We start from the raw sequence: 19,243 nt of genomic DNA on the forward strand, positions 1-19,243 counted from the left end.
GGTTGTGGTCGTACACCAATTCAAACACTAATTGACGGAAAGGAGGCGTGGCACGATAAAATCACAAAACTAAATAACTGAATTTGATCTGACAATTCCGCACTTCAAACCGGGTGACTGTCAGATCGGGTCGCAACTACTACACTGCTGAAGATTTTGAACGTGAAAGACAGTGGATGTCGATGGGCTCCGACTGGCTGAACAGCGAAAGAGTCGAGGTTTTGGATTACACACGCTATCTGCTCCGTTGGAATCCTGACCACATGCCACCGCAAGCGAACACTGATGCTGATAAGTCCATTTCGGCCTTTATCCTAAAAACCTAATCAGGATTATCTGATAGATTATGAACACCAGAGTCTTTCCGGCCAGCAATCGCCAGCAGCAGGGTGGTTTAACGCTCTTGTATGGAAGTCGGATGGCTTGTATGTTCAAGCTGCTCAATGGACGGCAGCAGCAAAGGCCATGATCGTGGCAAACGAGTATCGGTTCATTTCACCTGTTTTTACCTATTCAAAGGAGACCTTTGAAGTGCAATCACTCGTCAGTGTCGCGTTAACCAATACGCCTGCATTACCCGAATTAACCGACCTGAGCAGCGTAGCGCTAACACAAGAAGGCATGTTTAAGGTTGCATCCTTAACAGACAAAGACATTCGGAACATGGCACGAATGACAGGCAAATGCATTCCTGAGTATACCGCGCTATTGAGAAGTACAATTCCTGCCTCGTCTAAAACCGAAGATCAGATACCAAAGGCCAAGAACGATATGCAAGGCAGATGTTTAGAAGTGTTTAAGCGTGTATTCCCTGACATGAACTGCTGATTGAGGATTTTGGGGTTTTAGCGAGAGTGCCATTGAGCGCCAGTATTCAGAGCGCCACGAGCATCACGGTATTCATGATGCAGTACGAGTTGCGGTTCTAGTTTTGTATCTAACCTATATCGGAAAGATCAAAACAATGTCAGAGTAGTGTCAAACCAATTTCGGTCTGTCACTTTTACTTCGCTGGACGTCTTAAAAGTAACAAACAAGCCCCATTCATGCATTAGCAGCGATTTTACATAATATAAATTATGCGAAATTAAAGAGGGTTTGGAGCAGGTGGAAAAAGGTGTTGCAATCGCTGATAAAGAATCCTCCGTAGTAAATCTCGGACTTTTTGCGAAGTAAATCCTCCGTTTTTTGCTTTACAAGCATTTCTAGACTTTTACTTCGCTAACTGACTACGTTAGCTGTGGCCCGCGTTATCGAGTTATTACACTAAACCGTTGCCATTCGTGACAATAGTTGTTGCCATCCGCGACTATTTTCAGCCTGGCAGCTGTTTAATATTTAGCGGGAACTATAGCTTTCCTTATTTATGCCACTCAGCTTTAATTGCAGCTATATCTGTGCGTTTGCTAGCTGAATTGACCCTGTCAGTTTGATCCACCTTCCACTTCCTGGCGAAGGCGGCCACCCGGTCATACGTCCCTTCAAAACCCAGTTCTTTCAGATCCAGATGAAGTTGTTTTAAGCTTCGTCTCTGCTTACGATTTTTACCCGCTTCGGTTTTAAGCCAGCTCGAAAGCTGTAATGCATATTTGTCGATAGCACTGGTTGTTTGTCGTTCCGCATAGGCTGGCTCTGTGACTTCAGAGCGCAGATAGCGCTGGACAGTGTTGCGAGAGATGCCCAGTCTTCTGGCGATTTCGCGTAATGGAATCTGGTCACGAATGTGCCAGCGTCGAATCACGAATGTGCCAGCGTCGAATAATGCCTAGTAATGCCATGTCAATCACTCCTGCTCCCTACTCATCAAGATAAGTAGGATTGTGTGCTAAACGTGGGTCAAGTTTCAGTGCAAATCAACAAGGTTGGTGACCAAAGTAGATCCCATGGTATTTTCCGTCACCAATTTCCAATCGCTCACATCCCGAGCATGCCAAATGGCTTTTCCCAATTCCAACTTTTCGATAGTGCGCTTCAAAGTGTCAGCCGGCTTCAAGGCATCTTCACATTTAACAGAGCGTGCTGCTAACTTTCGAGATCCATCAGAGGCCTGCAGGGTAACTAAAAAGTCCGTGCTTAGTACATACGGCAGCATCGTTCCGTGGAACTTCGGATATCGAATACCGAGCTGAGAGCTGATTTCAATTGTCTGTTCTGTAGGAAAGAGCGGAAATTGTTCGCGGATATCGACCACTTGCTCAGAAAATTCGAGAATAAGGAAGTAGCCGTATTCGATGTCCGATAAGAGATGATGCACTCGACCAGTCTTGGTGCCGTGTACTTTTCGTGACCGTCCCTCCGAGGGTACCTCCTGTACGCGTAACCAAGGCTTGCAGTTCGCTCCCTCCCCTTGGCCATATCCCTGGGCGATATGACGATCCATATCAGCTTGCGTCTTAAAACGTCTTCCTCGGACTCTTGATCCCATTCAGAGAAGAAATAGACAGCAAGTATAACGATTGGAACACTGATTGTGTTGGGTGATGCAATTGATGTATGAGCCAAGTACCAAGTACCAATAGCCCATCTACCCATTGCGCAAATCTTCAAGCAATCTGCGTGAAATGAGTACCTTTCATGAGTCGAAAATTCTTTTGGAAGGCGGCGCTCAAGATATTGAATTGGACAATGCCACTCAGGCCCATTAAGGTCAGATTCTATTCCAGACACAATCTTGATAACATTGGAGACAAGATGTTAAACATAGCTCGAACCACCATCATGTCTATCGTAGGCGCGCTCGCAGTACCTATTGCGTGTATTTCCGGCCTGGCATCGCGGGGGATCGGCTCCCCGAACCCAGCATGGTGGATCGCTTACCATCAGTATCTCAAAATATATTCTCACAGATCCATTCGGCAGGCCGCATCGCAGATTAAACCATGCCGACGGGTAAATGACGAGTTGATCATCAAAGAATGGCCGAACATTCAGCGCATCTTGGTTTCGCTGGCGCAAAAGGACGTAACCCAGTCAACAATCCTGAGAAAACTATCAAGCTATGCCCGCCAGAATTCGACCAAGAGGGCATTGTGGGAACTTGATCATCTGTGTTTTACAGAATATGTGTTGAAATACATCGATGACCCGAAGTTACGGCAAGGGGTGCAAAAGGCGCTAAACCGGGGCGAGGCCTATCATAAATTCAGGCGAGCAGTCGCGTTTGTCAATGGAGGAAAATTTCGTGTTAGAACAGAAGACGAGCAGCATATTTGGAACGAATGTTCGCGTTTGATTGCCAACGCTGTTATTTATTACAACACGCTAATCCTGTCCCAGGTCTATGAACAGAAATTGAGGCAGGAGATGAGGCTGCAATTGAACTGATGCGCAGGATCTCACCAGTGGTCTGGCAGCATGTCAATCTGTTTGGAACCTTTGAATTTACGCCTAATGGCTCGAAGCTGGACATTGAGGCATTGGCTGTATTGTATTTAGACCCTGCATACTGGCTTAACACTTTGAGAGATCGTGACGAAATCCCACCACGTTAGTGCAAACATTTCCCCCGAAAATGTAAAAAGAACGATTTTGCAGTCTTAAAAAGCTGGGTAAAAGAACGTTTGGAGAGCTAAATATCCAAGATTATCTAGGCTAATTTTACATTTTTTGGGGGCAAACACACCCAAAAATCTATTTAACCCAGCCTTCAGCTGGCATCAAGCGTCCCGCCTGCATGCGGCACCAATGCTGCAGGAACTGATGATCCATCTTCATACAGCGTTTGAAGAAACGTTGTATGACATTGTGAGCGTGCCGCTGCAAACTCTACTGGATGATTTCATGCAGTTTTCTGAGGTGGAGCAGGTTGGCTGCATGACCAAAGAATTGCAGGCTGCATCATTTGCACTACGACGCGCAGAAGAACAGTTAGACAGGCAACTTGCCAAGAATCACGCGACTGCGAAACTTGGCTGTTGCAATTGGTGTGATAACCAAGTGCAGTATGCGGACCGGTGATTGAAATGTAAAAGGCGTACTAGGCTAATGCTACATTCGAGGGAGGGATAAATAAATTTAGTCAATTTCAATTTTAAATCAATGAGTTAAGCACTTTTTGGCGAAAAAAGCCGCGATCCCGGCCGCCCCTCAACAAGCCAGTCATCGTAAACTCAGCAGTCAAATAGATGCGCTGCGAGCGATAGAACAGCGAGCTAAGGTCTTGGAACCCCAATTAGCTGAAAAAGATATCAAAATTGCGGAATTGGAGGCGCAACTACATCAGTCCGCCACCACGAACCATGAGCGAAAGGGGCAATTGCATAAAATGGAAGTGAAACTGGCAAGCGCCATTGCCAAGATTGAGGTGCAGCAGCTAATGATGACAGAGCTTAAAGCAATCATGAGTGCCAGAATAATTCCGAGCAGTAGCGAATTCTCAAACGGCGCGTAAAAGCATCAGGGACCGTACATTTGGTACACGAGACTCACCACGGATAATCCTTGCATGTAGCTCAACGTGCTACATGTACCGATCCCAATCCGTCGTACAATCGTGCATCACGCAATCCAGGTCATCTATGCCCACGTCCCTTGAATCTCTCTACATCCATGTCGCTATCGTTGAGGACGACCCCGACTTTCGCGATGCCTTATGCCGGGTGATTCAAGCTGCGCCGGATATGCGCCTTACAGGGCTGGCCGACACTAGAGTACACGGATTGAGTATGCTGCAAGATTCGCCGGCAGATGTGTTGCTGGTCGACTTGGGCTTGCCTGACGGTTCAGGAATCGACGTCATCAGGGTGGCGACATTGCTGTGGCCCAGTTGCAGCGTCATGGTCAGCACCAATTTCGGCGATGAAACCCATGTCATACGCTCGATCGAAGCTGGAGCGGTCGGCTATCTGCTCAAAGACAGTTCACCGGACAGAATGACTGATGAAATCCGCAGCCTCGCTAGCGGTGGCAGTCCGATCAGCCCGATCATCGCGCGCCAGATACTTGCACGCTTCCGGCAAAACAGTCCCAGCGTACCGAGCAGCGCTGGTAACGTGGATGCGCTGAAAAAGACCGCAGACCTGGTCGCCGTCTTGTCGCCCCGTGAAAAAGAAGTGTTAGACTTCATCACCAAGGGTTTTACGGCACATGAAATCGCCAAGCTGATGCAGCTATCTCATTTCACGGTACGCACTTTCGTGCGACGCATCTACAGCAAGCTCAAGGTTACCTCCAAGACTGAGGCTATTTATGAAGCCAGGATGCTGGGGCTATTGTCCGGTTAGGCAGATCAGGCAGTGTTCGACTGTCTTACCTATTTAACGTGTCAATTCTTTGAGTTTTTCCATATAAGTGCCGAATGAGATACCGCCCTCCCCCCCTCCTATTTAATGCGATGCTCGTCGTATCTGTAGTCTTACTGTTTGTCACGAGTCTCTTGTTTCTAAGCGCCGACGGTCTACAGTTGCCTACAACAAGCATGCATCTGACACAGGCTGACTGGCAGGTGACGGATGCATCTGGTTTCAGTGCACCCCCACACGTGCTGAACAGCAAGGACTTGCCGGATACATGGCGACATGTCGTATTGCCCCTGGCATTGCCCGTCCCTTTGCTACGCCAAGCCAATACGAACGCAACCATCAATGCTACCCGCACCACGTGGCTCAAGCTGTCCGTGCACGGCATCCCCGTTTCTTCCGAACCTTTGGCGCTGTATGGTATCCGCATCAAAACGGATGGCACCATCGCAGTGTATGCTAACGGTCAACTGATTCATCGTGCGCAGGAACAAGGTCCGTTGTGGAACAGTACCCGTACCCCGTTGTGGGTTGTACTGAAAAAAAATACTGACGACGCGCCATTGAGCGAGATTTTGATTCGACTTGAACACTCCCAGAGAACCCAAATAGCCTTGTCTTCTCTTTGGCTTGGCCCGGTCGGAGCGCTGAGTGGACGCTACCAAGTACGTCAATGGTTGCAACAAGAATTGCCTGGAATCCTCAGCGCGGCATTTCTGGCGGTAGGTTTTTTTGCACTGTTTGTGTGGATCAAGCGCAGCCATGAAACAGACTATCTGCTGTATTTCAACCTTGCTGCCACCTCATTCTTACGAGACCTGCATTACTATGTAAGTTTGCCGATCGCCAATGATTGGTTCGCCTGGCTGACAGTCAACTCACTACTTTGGCTGGTCACAGTGGTGCATTTTTTTCTTTGTCGCTTGCATGGCCGAGCGCTCAAATGGCTCACCACTGTCTTAATCGGGATGACCGGCCTGATTGGTGTGCTGACGCTGCCTGCGCTGGCGGTGTTACCGAACACACCCAAAGTCACACCATTGATTTATATCGTTGCGGCGCTGATGGGCGCGACAGTTAGCTTGGTGGGAGGCATCAACGCCTGGCGTCGTTCCAACGAAGGACTGCTGGTGGCCGTCGGCGTTGGTCTATTCACCTTGTTGGGCATGTCTGACTGGATGCTTCAAAATAACTTCGTCAGCCCGGAAGGCTGGTATCTGGGCGCTTACGCCAATGCCATCAGTTTCATCATTTTCGGCTTACTCATGTATCGGCGCTACATCAACGCAATTAGCGAGGTGGAGCAGGCCAACACCAACTTAGCGCAGCGCCTGCAAATGCGAGAAACCGAACTTGAGATCATTCATCAGCACTTACGCGAGGCTGCATTGCTGCAAACGATCAGCGATGAACGCCAGCGCCTTATGCAGGATATGCACGATGGCCTGGGTTCTTCCCTGATCAGCGCGATCCGCTCTGTGGAACGCGGCGGCGTGAGCGAGCTGAAAGTGTCGCAAATTCTCAAGGATTGCTTGGACGACTTGAAACTGACTATTGATTCGATGGAACCGGTCGAAGCTGATTTGCTGCTACTGCTTGCCACACTACGCTTCCGGCTGGGGCCACGTCTTGAGAACACCGGCATTGCATTGTTGTGGGAGGTGCAGGAATTGCCCGCATTGACCTGGCTGGAACCGTCCAGTGCACTACATATTCTGCGCATCATTCAGGAAAGTTTCGCCAACATTTTGCGCCATACCCACGCCAGCGAAGTCCGGGTCGACACTACCTTGACAACGGATGGTGTACAGGTGACGATAGCAGACAACGGCCAGGGTTTCGATGTGGGTAAAGCGTTGAATGCCGCCGCAGGACGTGGCCTACATAACCAGAAACGCCGCGCACAGGCCGTCGATGGGCGCGTGGTCTGGCTGTCGGGGCCAACAGGAACACGTTTCACGCTATGGCTGCCGTTGGTGCGCAAGACACACTTAAAAGCGATTTCAAATGTATAAATGCGGGTAATTAATCAGAGGGAGATTCTGCTATCACCCTTATCGCACGCGAACTAAACCGTCAGCATTATGAGACGGGCATGGACATGGAGTTTGATCTTCCCAGTTTTTGGAATTCGCGCTCGGCGGCACAGCGTATATGGTGGCGGGTGACGTTTGTTCCATCCTGTGCCGCGAGAAAGGCTGCAGCCAATGCTACGTTCTTGATGTTGCCTCCACTAAGCTTCAATTCTTGCGCCAGCTCATCCATATTCACGTCATCAGCCAGGCACATGCCGGACGGCCAGACACCGTTCCAGATTCTGCGTCGTTGCACCTCATCGGGGAATGGGAAGTGCACGATAAAGGCAAGCCGCCGTACAAAGGCGTCATCCAGATTCTGGCGCAAATTGCTGGCGAGAATAGCGATGCCCTGGTACTGCTCCATTTTTTGCAGCAAATAGCTGATCTCCAGATTGGCGTAGCGATCATGCGAATCTTTTACCTCGGTGCGCTTGCCGAACAAGGCGTCGGCCTCGTCGAAAAACAGCACGGCATTAGCCTGGGCGGCGGCGGTGAACAGTCGGTCCAGATTTTTCTCTGTTTCACCGATGTATTTACTCACAACTGCAGCCAGATCGATACGGTACAAATCCAGCCCCAGTGCATGCGCCAGCACTTCGGCGGCCATGGTTTTTCCGGTACCGGATGGGCCGGCAAACAAGACCGTTGTTCCGGTGCCGTAGCCCAGCTTGCTGGCAAAGCCCCATTCTCCCAGAACCTGGTCCTGATGAAGAAAACGTGACGTGATTTCATGCAATTGCGCCAGCGTGTCAGCGGGCAAGATCAGATCGGCCCAACTGTGACGGGGCTCGATCAACTGTGCCAGCCCCGCAAAGACATGCCGCGTTTGCAGGCGCGCGGCGGCGAATAGCAAGCCGTCCAGGTCTTGTGCTGCGGTAGTCGCCATGGGCTTGAGGCGCAGTTGACTGGCCACCGCACGCACCGCGTCTCTGGTCTGGCTGCTATTGAGCTGGAAGCGCGCGGCCAGCGTGGCAGCCGCATCAACGGACAAACTGTGACGGCCAAGTTCTGCGTGCCAGGCATGCTGCCGGCTGGCACGCGTTGGGGCCGGCACTGACAAACTCAACATGCCAGTATCAGTACCACCACCGAAATTGCGCGCCTCTGTGCCAGTGAGCAGGCAAACGGTTGCTGGGTAGCTCAGGTGATCAAGCAGCGCGCACAGTTCCATAGCGCTGTCGGCAGCGTACAGCACATCGACGTTATCAAAGCAGACAATGGCACCATGCAGCCAGGCATGGCGCAAGGCTGCACCAAGCATAGCGGAAAATATCCGTTCATGCGGTGCCTGGGCTTGCGCCAACTGCTTCAGTTGTGCCAGGTCCAGGTGTAGCACGGCTTGCTGCGACGCTACACCCAAGGTGTCCGCCAATGCCTGCAGAGCGAGCGCATCAGGGCCATGGAAATGGCAGCGCAACGGCACTTCGCCGGCCACTGCCAAGCGGGCGGCCTGCACCAGGGCTGCCATCGGCAAGCCCCAGTGCTGCTGGGCCAAACCTGCGTCAGCAGCCGGCGTGGTGGCATGCACACGGGCGCAAGCGCCGAGACGCGCATCGATGCTGGTTTCGCCGAGCAAGGCTGCCACTACCTGTGTGTCGGGCTTTATTATATGGATAGCGAACGGCACCGCAGTCTGGCCCGATTCCGGCAGCAACTGTAGTAGCCCATAGCGCAGCAGTGGCGCGGACGGCAAGAAGCGCGCACGCATACGCAGCTTTTCCTCGGTACTGCCGCACAGCAGATTGAGTGCGAGGTCGACACTGGGCCGCTTGCGGCTGACATCGTCCTGTAAAAAAGCGTACAGCCTTTCGTAGCGCAGGTCGAGTTCTGGCGCTACGGCCAGCAGCACGGCGGCGATGTCGAATGGCGTCAACCCGATGGCGGTGGCAAGCCGGTCGAATGCCGCCGGGAGCGGCCCGACGGGAACAGCGGCAGCACCCAGGCCAGCAAACAAAGGCTGCCCTGCAGGCTGTGCCAGCAGACGATCGACTTCGTTAGGGGTAATGTAGAGACCGCGGTAGGAATCACGGATAGACTCATCACCGACCAGCCCGCGCGTGACACCAAGCGCCAGGCGCAAGCGCTGATCCAGCCAATTAAGCCAGGGTGCCAGCGGGTGATCGTCGTCAGTAATGCCAACCCGCGGCGCTGTCGTCGCATGCCCGGGCGATGTAGACGACGCGCTCGACTGCCCCCGTGGAGAGCCAGCCTTGGGCATGAATGGCATGCGCGCACGCTCAGCAAGAGCGGCTTGAGGTGTTTGTGCTGTCAGGATGGCCGATTTCATTATGAATAGCTTCAAATATTTAACCTTGATACCCCTCTGACGCTGACGCAGGTTGCTTCGACTTACCATAATGAAATATCTCATACTGACTACCATTTTTTTTGTATACTATCGTCCAATCTTCCTTTGTCAGCTCCATTTTGTAACTTGTGCCCTTCTCCGCCCTAAAACTATGAAAGTGATCTGCCGCATAATCTATTAGACTTTTATCGTTTTTTAAGTCGGCTTCGTTATAATGCTTTCGTCCGCTCTCTAAGACCGTGAATCGATTCCTAGCATCTTCTATCTCCATTTCCCGCTTCGCTGCACTTTCTTTAGCTTTATCTGCAGCCAATGCTTGCGCCTCCTTCGTATTTCTAAAATTAGATAAATCCACCTTCATGCCTTTCTTCTTCGGTACGGCTTTTTTTACTTCTGCAGGTACGGCTTCTTTTACTTCTGCAGGTACGGCTTCTTTTACTTCTGCAGGTACGGCTTCTTTTACAAGCTCGGCAAACTTTTTTTCAAATGCTTCTTTCGCACCTATGAAAGAGTAAGACTGATCTGCGCTCTGAAGATCAGAAACATAGTCGTGAATTTCTTTCTCGTCTTTTTCATTTATTTTGTTGTTTTTAATAAAAGCCTTAACCGCTTTTTTAAATTTTGCGTTGCCGCTTTTTGATTCAAATTGCATCTGCAGGGGTGCAGATGAAGAGGTACTGCCTATGTTGAAGAGAGATCGTTCATTGCCTCCCGCACTCCGTTCACTCGCCGCCTCAGCTTTCATACCTGACATGCGATGCCCCATGACGTCGGCCTCTGCCTCCAGGGCATCGTCTGCATTAACCTGTACCCCACTCTTCATCTGAAAAGTCGGCCGGACGCGGCCCTGTTTTTGTTGCACCACGTGCCAGAGTTCGTGCGGCAAATGTTGCTCTTGCCCGGGGGCCAAGTAGATATCCGTTCCCTGTGCGAAAGCAAGCGCATCCACAGAAGCGGGTTTCGATGAGTTGTAATGAACCTTTACGTCGCTCAAGGCATAACCAGAAGATAATTCCGTACATGTCTTTAAATGATCTGGAAGCCCCGTGTTGTTTGCTTCAGACCTGTCTTCTCGCTGGGATGATTCCACTTGCCGCTGCACCAGCGCGCTGTTAGATACGCCGTTGTTGAATGTGCGATGCTGCTCCGGCAGACCAGGCGTACGCGTTACGGCATTGCCGGCCTGATGTTTTGCTTGCTGTGCACTTGTCGTTTTCACGATGGAAATCTCCTGAATGAGTTGCTGTAAATCTTGGACTGATGCTGCGCATCCAAATTTATTTCCGTATTTGCCGTACCTGGGCAGGGATCGTCAACTGCATGATACGCGCCGGCTCATAAGCAGGATCAAGCAGCAGTGCTTGCTGTACATAGTGCAACGCTTGGGCGAACTGGCACATATTGTGATGGCACATTGCGATGTTATATGACGTAGCGGCATTCTCGCCATAGAGTCGGCAGGAAAGTTCAAGATATACAATGGCGTCGGGATAGAACTCGATTTCGTACATTAAGCTGCCCAATGCGTAGGCGAGATCGCGCTCTTCGCCCATGGGGTAATACTTGTCCCAGACTTGTTTCGCCATCGCGCTGATTTCTTGTTTGGCGGCAGTATCGAGGTTTTGCGCGTGCTGCATAAAAGCGTCATAACATCCCCAGAAGTTTGCCGCATCCCATGCACTAACACGCATATAGGCCAACAATTGTTCTAACGACAGATGTTCGGCATTACTTTGGATGAAACATTTGAGTACATAATAATCGTCGGGACCAATCTGGCTGATTGCTTCCCTAAACGCTTGCTCAGTTTCCAGGAATTGGCTGGACTCTTGATTAACAGGTATGGCATCAAACAGGGCGGCGCAGATGTGCAGACTATCGTGGCGATGCGGTGTAGTGAGAAACACGCCACCTTCGCCGCTGACATATTGGCCAATCGCGTGGTAATTAACCATCAAGGATATACTGCCATGATGCACAATCTGCGGCGGCACCTGATATAGCAGATCGTCTTCGCGGCTATAGCCTTTGTCGCCTGAAATGAGAAGCAGGCGGTTGTTGCTGATACTGCGTAAATGACCAAGGTAGCGAATGGCTTGCGCCGGCATCAAAAAATGACTGTCTGCCAGATATTGCTGGTAGAAGTCCAGGATGCAGTTCAATTCTGGTTCCGGGTAATAATCGTGTTGAACACTGACCATGGAAAAATTGCTTTGGACGCGCGTCAGCAGGCTGGTATCGTTCATATCAGGCTCGGCCACTGGGCTATGCAAGCTGATCAGGCTCTCATAGAGCCGGCCTCCGCCAACATAGAAAGCATCTTGCTCAATACTGTCGAAAACATAATTGGCAAGCACAATCAAGGGATTTTCAAGTTGCCCTACTCCCAGGGTTTTTCCTGAGCGAAGCAACACAATCTCTTTATATTCACTCAGATCCACCAGGGCGAAATCGAGAAAACCCTGCTCGACATAGGTCTGTAGCAAGGGATGTTCGCGCCAGAATTCCAAATTTCTTTCGGAGAAATCGCTCATGATGAACGTCACCGCAACATCGCGCAAAGCTGATTGCCGCAGCATTGAAAAAAACGACTGGAGGAAGTGATAAGAGAATCGCCCCGATCCGGCCCCCAGTTCCAGCACATATACAGGTTCGTCGGGTACGTGCGGCTGACGGTCGTCGCGCAGCATATCACGGATATAGCCGAACACCACCTTGGCATAAGCCTGGGCGATAAAAGTATTGCTGGTCACATAGTGGGGTACGATGCTTTGGCGCCAGGCGTCGAGGGTCTGTTCACGGTAAAAATTTCGTTGCAGGCGCCAGAGCATTGAGTCCGACAGGCGCTGATTTTCTTCCAGCACAAACATGTCGGGTGCAATTGCTGGAGTATGTGCTGACGCGACCAGGGTCATGCCGATTTCCTCTCCTGGATATCGATCACTCCTGGCTCGCTTGCATGCTTGTCTTCGCTTACCAGTTCTTTGAGCGCGGTAATCGCACCGTGTATGCGCAGCATGGCTTCTTTCAATCTTGTTTCTTCCACACGCAAATCATCCAGGCGCTGCCGGCCTTTATCGAACTCGGTTTCTAGTGTTTCAATGCGGCTATATATCTTTTGGTTCATAATTATCCTTTAACGTCTTTTCTCTCTTGCTGAATAATCCGTGATCTTTTAATTTCATTGTTAGCTCGCCAATATACGTTGAGTTCGCCGTAGTTTATTCCATCAGCATCCTCAACAAAGAATACGAAATCGCCGTTATTTTTCAATTTTTTCATTAGATCGTTCTTTTCTATAGCAGCATTAAAAGTGTTGGAATAGGTTCTGCCGGGAGAGTTGAAAACTAATCCAAGCACCTCCATTTCGCTGCCTATGATGGTTTTGTCCCAGTCTGCGTCATGGTTCAGCCAAAGAGAGTAATCATATGCAACCAAGGCACGGCCTGGTGTTTTTGATTCTTCAGCACGCTTCCTTGGCCGGTCACGTCCTAATTTAAAATCAGAGCCTAGGCTAGTAAGATCTCCTCTGATTTCTACCCCGCTGGCTATGGCAACTCTATCCCAGTCACCGTCATAATTTAAGACTAAATCCGAAGCTCCTGCGACTAGGGCTCGTCCCCGGTGTCCTTTTTTTTCACGATTTTCGCCAAGCTTGAAATCATTGGCATGACTTATTATTTCACCGTGAATTTCCAACCCACCCTTGATTTCTGCTTGGCTGGCTATGACAACCTTATCCCAGTCACCGTCATAATTTAAGACTAAATCCGAAGATCCCGCGACTAGGGCTCGTCCCCGGTGTCCTTTTTTTTCACGATTTTCGCCAAGCTTGAAATCATTGGCATGACTTGTTATTTCACCGTGAATTTCCAACCCACCTCTGATTTCTGCCCCGCTGGCCACTTCCAGTTTTCCTGCTAATCTGCCAGAGCCTGCAACATCAAGCCGTCCCGATATTTCACATCGTCCCTCGACGGTAAGGTCACCAGTCCCTCCCCATCCCTTACCGATGACCACTCCTTTTATGTTTGCGATATAAAGGTCTTCTTTACTGTATAAATGCATACGTTTTGACATGCTGTCAAAGGTCACGCAGTCTGGTGACTGTGCAAGTCCTGAATTTAGTGCTCCATTAAATCCGATATATGCATTCAACTCTCCTTGATAATACATATCAACATAGTGCTCGCCGGATCGTATGTTTAATGCCAAGCCAGTTTGAGATAAAGATACATGGCGATTACTGTTATCTATATCTTTGATCAGGGTGTTTTTTTCGACCAAAAATTGAGCAAGTTTGATGTGTTCCCGGGGAAGCTTGATGTCTTTTTCTGCACTGACAATGCTGAATTTAACGGACTCCATTTGCCGCGTATCACCTCTCCACGAAAGTTTGTTTTGATCAACAAATTCCGTATTCTCCGCTCCCTCCTCCAGCATGCATATACAGAGCAGGTACGGGCCATCGTCAAGGCCCTCGGGAAGCGTCAGTTCTTTGTCAGTTTCCAGCCATAATTCACAACCATTGATATCAATGGCAAACCCTGGGCCAACTGTGACTTTCTTTTTGGAAAGGTCGCCTACGGTAACTGAAAAACCCTTGCGTACTCCATGGCTGTATAGCTCTTTGTTGAGCTTACGGCGGCGCATCAGATGATATTCCTGCTCTGTTATCAAGTCCTCTGCTTCAAGAAATTGTCCCGGGAAATATGCCATCCGATAATCCATGGCGACTTTGCCGATTTCTGTGATATTTTTACTCACCAGTTTCTCCCTTGTTTTTGATTGCAGTTGGGGCTTGACCAAGCATCATGTTGCCCGGCTCGATCTTGCCGTTATTTCGAGCCCCCACCTGGGCGGGATTGGCTATTATTTTTTCCAGATTTGGCGTTTTCCACTCACGCTTAACCGTTCCATGTATTTCAAGCTTTTCAACCAAATTAGCGACCTGGAAAGTGGTAAATTTCGGGCGTAACTCATAGCAGGTATGTGCCGGTTTTTCACGTTGAATCAGGGCGTTGGCTACGCGGTTCAGTCGCTCCAGTTCGTTGAGATCGCCTTTTACACGCAGATGGTCCAGGCTCAATACCACGACGAAATTGTGTGGCTTAGCGGTACACCAGATTTTTGCGATTTTCCCGGTAAAGTCTTCCAACAATTCCAACATACCGGTCTTTGTCCCGCGCTGGCGATAGCGCGAAATGGCCTGACCGACAAACTGCCGGTAGAGCTGCTCTTCATCGGTTGGGTAGTCCGCATCGATGGTCAGGCCCACCCAACTGGCCAGCCATGGCAAGTGGCCCAGCGGCGCCTTGTATGGGTCCAGTTGGGTGGCCAACTGGCTGATTTTCTCTTCCAATCCGCCGCCTAGCCCATTCGACAGCAGCACGCGTTCGAAAGCAACGAGGAAGTCCCGCAACTGTACATCTGTGTGGTACGGCGCCGGCAGCAATTTCAGCAATTCAGTCGTTATCTGTTCTGGCATGTGTTTCTCCTATCCATTGCTTAGCGACCAGCACACGACCAATTCAATATACTCATCAGGATCCGGAATGACGCCAATGGAATCAGACTTGCGGGTGCTGGCGCGGGAAGAGCGATTCGTACCAGTGTCCGTCAGCGTCAATTTCTCCACATAGTCGACGCCAGTCACACGCGTGATCACCGCATAGAGTTCAGACTTGTAGAGTGCCTGGCCTGGCGGCCGTGGTCGATAGCCCTCTTCACCCACAACGCAATGAAACCGATCCTGTAATGCCTTTATCAACACCAGACCGACCTTTCCCCCCTGGTCCGAGCGATGTTCTGCAAAACAGACCAGTTCGACATTCACGGTTACCCGCAACGGCCGGGCAGCCAGCACATGCAAAGTAACGCGATTATCCTCAGGGATGGCGGTCAGAGTTTCATCGCTGCTGATGGTGAGTGTCGTACAGCCTTGTATTTCCTTGCGCATCTTATCGAGCACATCCGTGGTCATGGTGGCATCGCCGACCAACACCAGCGTCACATGACCAATGGCAGACTTAAGAGATGCTGATTTTCCCTCCTTGACAAGCTTGGTACGCGGCAGACAACGTGCGTGCTGTACTCCGCTATAAGCACCTGCCAGTCGCTCATAGTCGTTGGCCGTAATGGCGCGAGTCTCTATGCGCAGATCGCAAATCACTTTAGCCAGGTCATCATCGAGTTGCTCGCTGTTTTTTTGATTTGGGGCGAGCAGTTTTAAAAAGACCTTTTTGTGCTCGGTCGTTACGCGATTCACGCGATAGATCAATTGTTCGGTGACGGACGCAAACAACTCGATCAGGGTGATACCGGGGTCCGACAAATTATGATCGGTCCAGGATGGCGCAAGACTGGGAATCATGGCTCGGCCTTCGTCCACCAGGTCGGCGAAACGTCGATCATCAAGATCAGGAAGTTCTATAGGCATAATGACTTTCAGCGGGTGGCGGATATTTTTATGACTGCTTTATCTGCACAGACAAGGAAGCGCTTCGTATCAAATATCTTCTTGTGCTGGACAGTTTCTTTGTGCCTGATATCCAGTGCTGAAATATATTTGACATGCGGGGTGTCAGCCAGCACAGCATAGAAATCGGATGCGTGAGGTAGTCGCCCGAAGGGCCAGCCGTCCCCATCCCGCCCACCAGTCAGCGGATGCAGGTAGGCCAGGCAACGGCGGTTTAGCTCGTCTATCGTAGTTACGGTGTCACGTTGCGACTCAATCTGTACGCTGACGTTGACCACGACCGGCAAATACAGCGGCCCGACCACTTCTACATGTGCCTCTACGCAGCAGCGTTCACGCAGATAAGCACGCACCCGTTGGAGCAGATCGAGCGTGGGCTGCGGCCTTTCCCCGGGTTCGGCTGGCACGACGATGACGCTTACCTTGCCAACGCCGTTCTCTTCGTCCGTTTTGGTATTGATGATCTGGTATGCATTTTCATACAAATTGTGTAGCGGCACGCATTCGGCCCGAGCCACCTCAGTCGTCGCTTGCAGCGCCAGATCTTCGTAATCTTCTTTGGTCACCGCGCGCTGGCGGTGGCGCAAGCTGCGCGGCGCGCGTTGCAGCAATGCTGCGCTCTGTTCGGCTTCAGCGCCTCCGCTGGCGGCAAACAGATTCTTCACACGCACTACTTCGTAGGTGTTCGATACGATACTTTTGATCGCACCCGCAAAAACATTGCCTGCTATGCCGCCACCGGCCCGGTAGCTGCTTAACCGGATATTGCGCGCACCGGCCGGTGGTATCATGCCGCGCTTGCCATCGCCAAAGCGCAGCTCCCCACTCTGACGATTGAGTAGATAGTGACGGTCGCTAGGGCCGGAAGCATGAAAATCGGGTGTTTCCTGCCACGGTATCCAACTGGCCTCGGGGATCAGGGGTTCTGTGTCGATATTGGTGGCGATTTCGAGCACGGACAGCAATTGTCCGTTCATCACGGGCTGGTGTGCGGCAAAAAAACGCTGATGGCTTTGTCCCGAGCTGGAACCAAGCACCTCACCGACCAGGGTCTGACATTGAAGTGCCGCCACGCTATTGATCGCAACGCAAAGCAAAGTTGGCTTTGTGGGGTCTTGATCCCCGCTGATGGACAACCAAAACGGGCTGGCCTTTCCAGATGGCGCAAGAAAACGGATCACGCCGGAGCGGGTGAGTCCGTCGGTCTCATCTTCAACTGTGATCAACGTTCCTTTTTGGTCATCCTTCAGGCCCAGCTCCCATGTCAGCCCATTACGCTCTTTGTCGGATTCTTTGCCGGACGACGAAGTTGCGGGCTGATACCGCGGGCTATCTATCCAGACGTACAGCTCAACTGGCTCGCCCTCAGGGAAGCGTGCTGTTCCTTTCTGCTCAAACAAAAATGTATACCGGTTATTTTTTCCGCTGAACAGCCCTCTGCCGGCGCCGTTGCCATTGTCGATTAGCGTAGACCAGTCGTCAATCGCGCCGTCGCTGACGACCATGAGCGATTTCAGGCTAAGATTACTGAGCCACAGGTCTTGCTCTGTTTCAAAATAGAGCACGGCATTGCTTGCCGCCGACAATGCCTGCAGGCGGGTACCGGCCGGCAGCAGCCGCCCTTGTCGCACGGCACCATCCAGCGCAAAGCTGACCACCGTCCGCGCCGGCGCGGCTGCAATCGGCGTATTGCCCAGCAGATCAAGAAAGGCTAAAAAATGCTTATCCTGAGTACGATTGATGCGCTCGACAATGTGGTGGCAGTAGCGCGCAAAAATGTGTACCAGCGCGTCGCAGGCTTCGCCTCCGTACGGTTCGCTGGTGCCGCCGCTTTGATCCGCAGGCTTCTTCCAGCCATACAAAGCGCCAAGCACATTGTAGAGCTCGTCTCTTGTTTTTTTGCGCAGATCAGCCTCGCTACAGGGATCGATCAGTGGCGGACGAATGCTCATTACAGCCCTCCCCGCTCTACATAAAAGGGATACACCAGGTTATAAACGGTATCGGTACTTCGAACACGATAGTTGATGTCGATATTTAACTTTCCTTCATCCGGTAATGCCGAGACCTGCACGGTAAGCACGTCGATGCGCGGTTCAAACTTCGCCAGCGCGGTTTGAACCTGTAGTTGGGCCAGGATCGCGGTGACCGGATTCATGGGTTCAAACGTCAGCGCTTCCATGCCGCCCCCAAAATCGGGGCGCATGGCGCGTTCGTGGTAGGCGGTACCAAGGATCAGTCGGATAGATTGCCTGATGTGCTCGTCGTATTCATTCATCCCTAGCGTACCGCCAATCAGCCGGAGCGGAAAAAAGGCAATTCCCCGTCCCAGCATCTCCCGATTATTTTCAGTTGAGTAAGGCATTACGTTTCTCCTTGATTGATGCTGCCGGTAGCAGTGATAAGGTTCGGCTGTGGTTGACCGGTGCGTGCTGACTACCCTGGAAAGAAACATGCAAGATGAGCTCGTACAGCCCGGTCAGCTGGGAGGTGCTCTGGAACACAGCGAACTGCTTCTTACCGTCGCGCCGGACTGTGATCGGCTGCCCGGGGATGTACGGCAGGAGTTCCTCCCCGGGTCCTTCATCGTTTAGCGCACGCAAATACAAGTTGAAGCGCCAATTATTGTATTCCGGCTGGCACTGACGGGTGCCGGAAAGCCGCTTGTCCGGCGACCAATTGACAGGCAACTGGAACTCTATCTCCAGCCAGTATTGCGAAGGCGTGCCCGGCAATTGGTGTACGGACGATACATAGGCCTGGAGCACGTGGATCAGGCATTGCCCCACGTGGTCGGGCGGCAGACGTTCGCCGCCAGCGATGCCGCCGATCGTCACCTTTTGCCAATTGTCGATCCTCTCGCCTTGCTGGTCGCTCGCCGCCAGCGTGATGTACTGCGCGCCTGGCTCTAACTGCGTGCTTTTCCACGCCGGCGGCTGTTGTGCCAATTCGACCGGCTGCTTCAGCGACTCGTGCGACTTGTCTTCGCCTCGCTCCGGAAAAGGCAACGACGAATACCAATGATAGTAGAGTGCTCGCACCGGCTGGACTTCGGCGGCACCGGTGAAGCTGATCTGCTCACCTAAAGCAAACACGTCGCCGTTATGCGGGCTGGAAATAATTAAATTCTTCAGACTCATGA

The 19,243-nt window shown here is 51.3% G+C and carries 17 protein-coding genes and 1 pseudogene; 6 read left to right on the top strand and 12 right to left on the bottom strand.

The window, feature by feature from the left end; all coding sequences use genetic code 11:
* Positions 1-336 precede the first annotated feature (336 nt).
* On the top strand, positions 337-828 hold the full coding sequence (locus tag ACO0LC_RS14490; RefSeq protein ID WP_423004745.1) for a phage protease: 492 nt from the start codon (positions 337-339) through the stop codon (positions 826-828).
* A gap of 532 nt (positions 829-1,360) precedes the next feature.
* Here ACO0LC_RS14490 and ACO0LC_RS14495 read toward each other — a convergent pair.
* Both ACO0LC_RS14495 and ACO0LC_RS14500 read right to left on the bottom strand, forming a co-directional pair.
* Complete coding sequence (locus ACO0LC_RS14495) at positions 1,361-1,741, bottom strand: helix-turn-helix domain-containing protein (protein ID WP_423004232.1); 381 nt, start codon at positions 1,739-1,741, stop codon at positions 1,361-1,363.
* A gap of 102 nt (positions 1,742-1,843) precedes the next feature.
* The gene (locus ACO0LC_RS14500) at positions 1,844-2,380 is read right to left on the bottom strand and encodes a TnsA endonuclease N-terminal domain-containing protein (RefSeq protein WP_423004234.1); all 537 of its coding nucleotides are present in this window, start codon (positions 2,378-2,380) and stop codon (positions 1,844-1,846) included.
* A 491-nt stretch (positions 2,381-2,871) separates the two neighbouring features.
* Between ACO0LC_RS14500 and ACO0LC_RS14505 the strand changes: the two are divergent.
* The 5 genes and pseudogenes from ACO0LC_RS14505 to ACO0LC_RS14525 all read left to right on the top strand — a co-directional run.
* Positions 2,872-3,491, top strand: a pseudogene (locus ACO0LC_RS14505) (Tn3 family transposase); the annotation flags it as partial.
* Between the two features lie 193 nt (positions 3,492-3,684).
* Complete coding sequence (locus ACO0LC_RS14510) at positions 3,685-3,957, top strand: hypothetical protein (RefSeq protein ID WP_423004236.1); 273 nt, start codon at positions 3,685-3,687, stop codon at positions 3,955-3,957.
* Positions 3,958-4,054: 97 nt separating this feature from the next.
* Positions 4,055-4,390 (top strand): hypothetical protein, encoded by a 336-nt coding sequence (locus ACO0LC_RS14515; protein ID WP_423004238.1) that lies wholly within the window; start codon positions 4,055-4,057, stop codon positions 4,388-4,390.
* 127 nt (positions 4,391-4,517) lie between these two features.
* Positions 4,518-5,222, top strand: coding sequence for a response regulator (locus ACO0LC_RS14520; RefSeq protein WP_423004240.1), 705 nt, complete (start codon positions 4,518-4,520; stop codon positions 5,220-5,222).
* A 74-nt stretch (positions 5,223-5,296) separates the two neighbouring features.
* Complete coding sequence (locus tag ACO0LC_RS14525) at positions 5,297-7,252, top strand: ATP-binding protein (protein WP_423004242.1); 1,956 nt, start codon at positions 5,297-5,299, stop codon at positions 7,250-7,252.
* A 67-nt stretch (positions 7,253-7,319) separates the two neighbouring features.
* Here ACO0LC_RS14525 and ACO0LC_RS14530 read toward each other — a convergent pair whose 3' ends face one another.
* The 10 genes from ACO0LC_RS14530 to ACO0LC_RS14575 all read right to left on the bottom strand — a co-directional run bounded on the left by ACO0LC_RS14530 (position 7,320) and on the right by ACO0LC_RS14575 (position 19,241).
* Positions 7,320-9,602, bottom strand: a complete 2,283-nt coding sequence (locus tag ACO0LC_RS14530) for an ATP-binding protein (RefSeq protein WP_423004244.1) — start codon at positions 9,600-9,602, stop codon at positions 7,320-7,322.
* 19 nt (positions 9,603-9,621) lie between these two features.
* Positions 9,622-10,842 carry a DUF4157 domain-containing protein gene (locus ACO0LC_RS14535; RefSeq protein ID WP_423004246.1) on the bottom strand — a complete coding sequence of 407 codons (1,221 nt, stop codon included), beginning with the start codon at positions 10,840-10,842 and terminating at the stop codon, positions 9,622-9,624.
* A gap of 58 nt (positions 10,843-10,900) precedes the next feature.
* Complete coding sequence (locus ACO0LC_RS14540; protein WP_423004248.1) at positions 10,901-12,538, bottom strand: tetratricopeptide repeat protein; 1,638 nt, start codon at positions 12,536-12,538, stop codon at positions 10,901-10,903.
* Positions 12,535-12,750 carry a hypothetical protein gene (locus tag ACO0LC_RS14545; protein WP_423004250.1) on the bottom strand — a complete coding sequence of 72 codons (216 nt, stop codon included), beginning with the start codon at positions 12,748-12,750 and terminating at the stop codon, positions 12,535-12,537. Before ACO0LC_RS14545 ends, ACO0LC_RS14540 begins: the two co-directional genes overlap by 4 nt.
* Before the next feature lie 2 nt (positions 12,751-12,752).
* A complete protein-coding gene (locus tag ACO0LC_RS14550; protein ID WP_423004252.1) occupies positions 12,753-14,390 on the bottom strand; it encodes a hypothetical protein in 1,638 nt (545 codons plus the stop codon).
* The gene (locus ACO0LC_RS14555; RefSeq protein ID WP_423004254.1) at positions 14,383-15,111 is read right to left on the bottom strand and encodes a phage tail protein; all 729 of its coding nucleotides are present in this window, start codon (positions 15,109-15,111) and stop codon (positions 14,383-14,385) included. Before ACO0LC_RS14555 ends, ACO0LC_RS14550 begins: the two co-directional genes overlap by 8 nt.
* A 9-nt stretch (positions 15,112-15,120) precedes the next feature.
* Positions 15,121-15,996 (bottom strand): hypothetical protein, encoded by an 876-nt coding sequence (locus ACO0LC_RS14560; protein WP_423004256.1) that lies wholly within the window; start codon positions 15,994-15,996, stop codon positions 15,121-15,123.
* A 74-nt stretch (positions 15,997-16,070) separates the two neighbouring features.
* On the bottom strand, positions 16,071-18,053 hold the full coding sequence (locus ACO0LC_RS14565) for a putative baseplate assembly protein (protein WP_423004258.1): 1,983 nt from the start codon (positions 18,051-18,053) through the stop codon (positions 16,071-16,073).
* Positions 18,053-18,466, bottom strand: a complete 414-nt coding sequence (locus ACO0LC_RS14570) for a GPW/gp25 family protein (protein WP_423004260.1) — start codon at positions 18,464-18,466, stop codon at positions 18,053-18,055. The genes ACO0LC_RS14565 and ACO0LC_RS14570 overlap by 1 nt, the downstream gene beginning before the upstream one ends.
* Positions 18,450-19,241, bottom strand: coding sequence for a hypothetical protein (locus tag ACO0LC_RS14575; RefSeq protein ID WP_423004262.1), 792 nt, complete (start codon positions 19,239-19,241; stop codon positions 18,450-18,452). Before ACO0LC_RS14575 ends, ACO0LC_RS14570 begins: the two co-directional genes overlap by 17 nt.
* Positions 19,242-19,243 lie beyond the last annotated feature (2 nt).

Source organism: Undibacterium sp. JH2W (assembly GCF_049340425.1).
Lineage (GTDB): Bacteria > Pseudomonadota > Gammaproteobacteria > Burkholderiales > Burkholderiaceae_D > Undibacterium.

Coding starts and splice junctions, on each gene's coding strand:
- ACO0LC_RS14525 (WP_423004242.1), top strand. CDS start 5,297: ATGAGATACCGCCCTCCCCCCCTCCTATTTAATGCGATGCTCGTCGTA.
- ACO0LC_RS14575 (WP_423004262.1), bottom strand. CDS start 19,241: ATGAGTCTGAAGAATTTAATTATTTCCAGCCCGCATAACGGCGACGTG.
- ACO0LC_RS14540 (WP_423004248.1), bottom strand. CDS start 12,538: ATGACCCTGGTCGCGTCAGCACATACTCCAGCAATTGCACCCGACATG.
- ACO0LC_RS14500 (WP_423004234.1), bottom strand. CDS start 2,380: ATGGATCGTCATATCGCCCAGGGATATGGCCAAGGGGAGGGAGCGAAC.
- ACO0LC_RS14565 (WP_423004258.1), bottom strand. CDS start 18,053: ATGAGCATTCGTCCGCCACTGATCGATCCCTGTAGCGAGGCTGATCTG.
- ACO0LC_RS14570 (WP_423004260.1), bottom strand. CDS start 18,466: ATGCCTTACTCAACTGAAAATAATCGGGAGATGCTGGGACGGGGAATT.
- ACO0LC_RS14560 (WP_423004256.1), bottom strand. CDS start 15,996: ATGATTCCCAGTCTTGCGCCATCCTGGACCGATCATAATTTGTCGGAC.
- ACO0LC_RS14520 (WP_423004240.1), top strand. CDS start 4,518: ATGCCCACGTCCCTTGAATCTCTCTACATCCATGTCGCTATCGTTGAG.
- ACO0LC_RS14510 (WP_423004236.1), top strand. CDS start 3,685: ATGCTGCAGGAACTGATGATCCATCTTCATACAGCGTTTGAAGAAACG.
- ACO0LC_RS14555 (WP_423004254.1), bottom strand. CDS start 15,111: ATGCCAGAACAGATAACGACTGAATTGCTGAAATTGCTGCCGGCGCCG.
- ACO0LC_RS14545 (WP_423004250.1), bottom strand. CDS start 12,750: ATGAACCAAAAGATATATAGCCGCATTGAAACACTAGAAACCGAGTTC.
- ACO0LC_RS14530 (WP_423004244.1), bottom strand. CDS start 9,602: ATGAAATCGGCCATCCTGACAGCACAAACACCTCAAGCCGCTCTTGCT.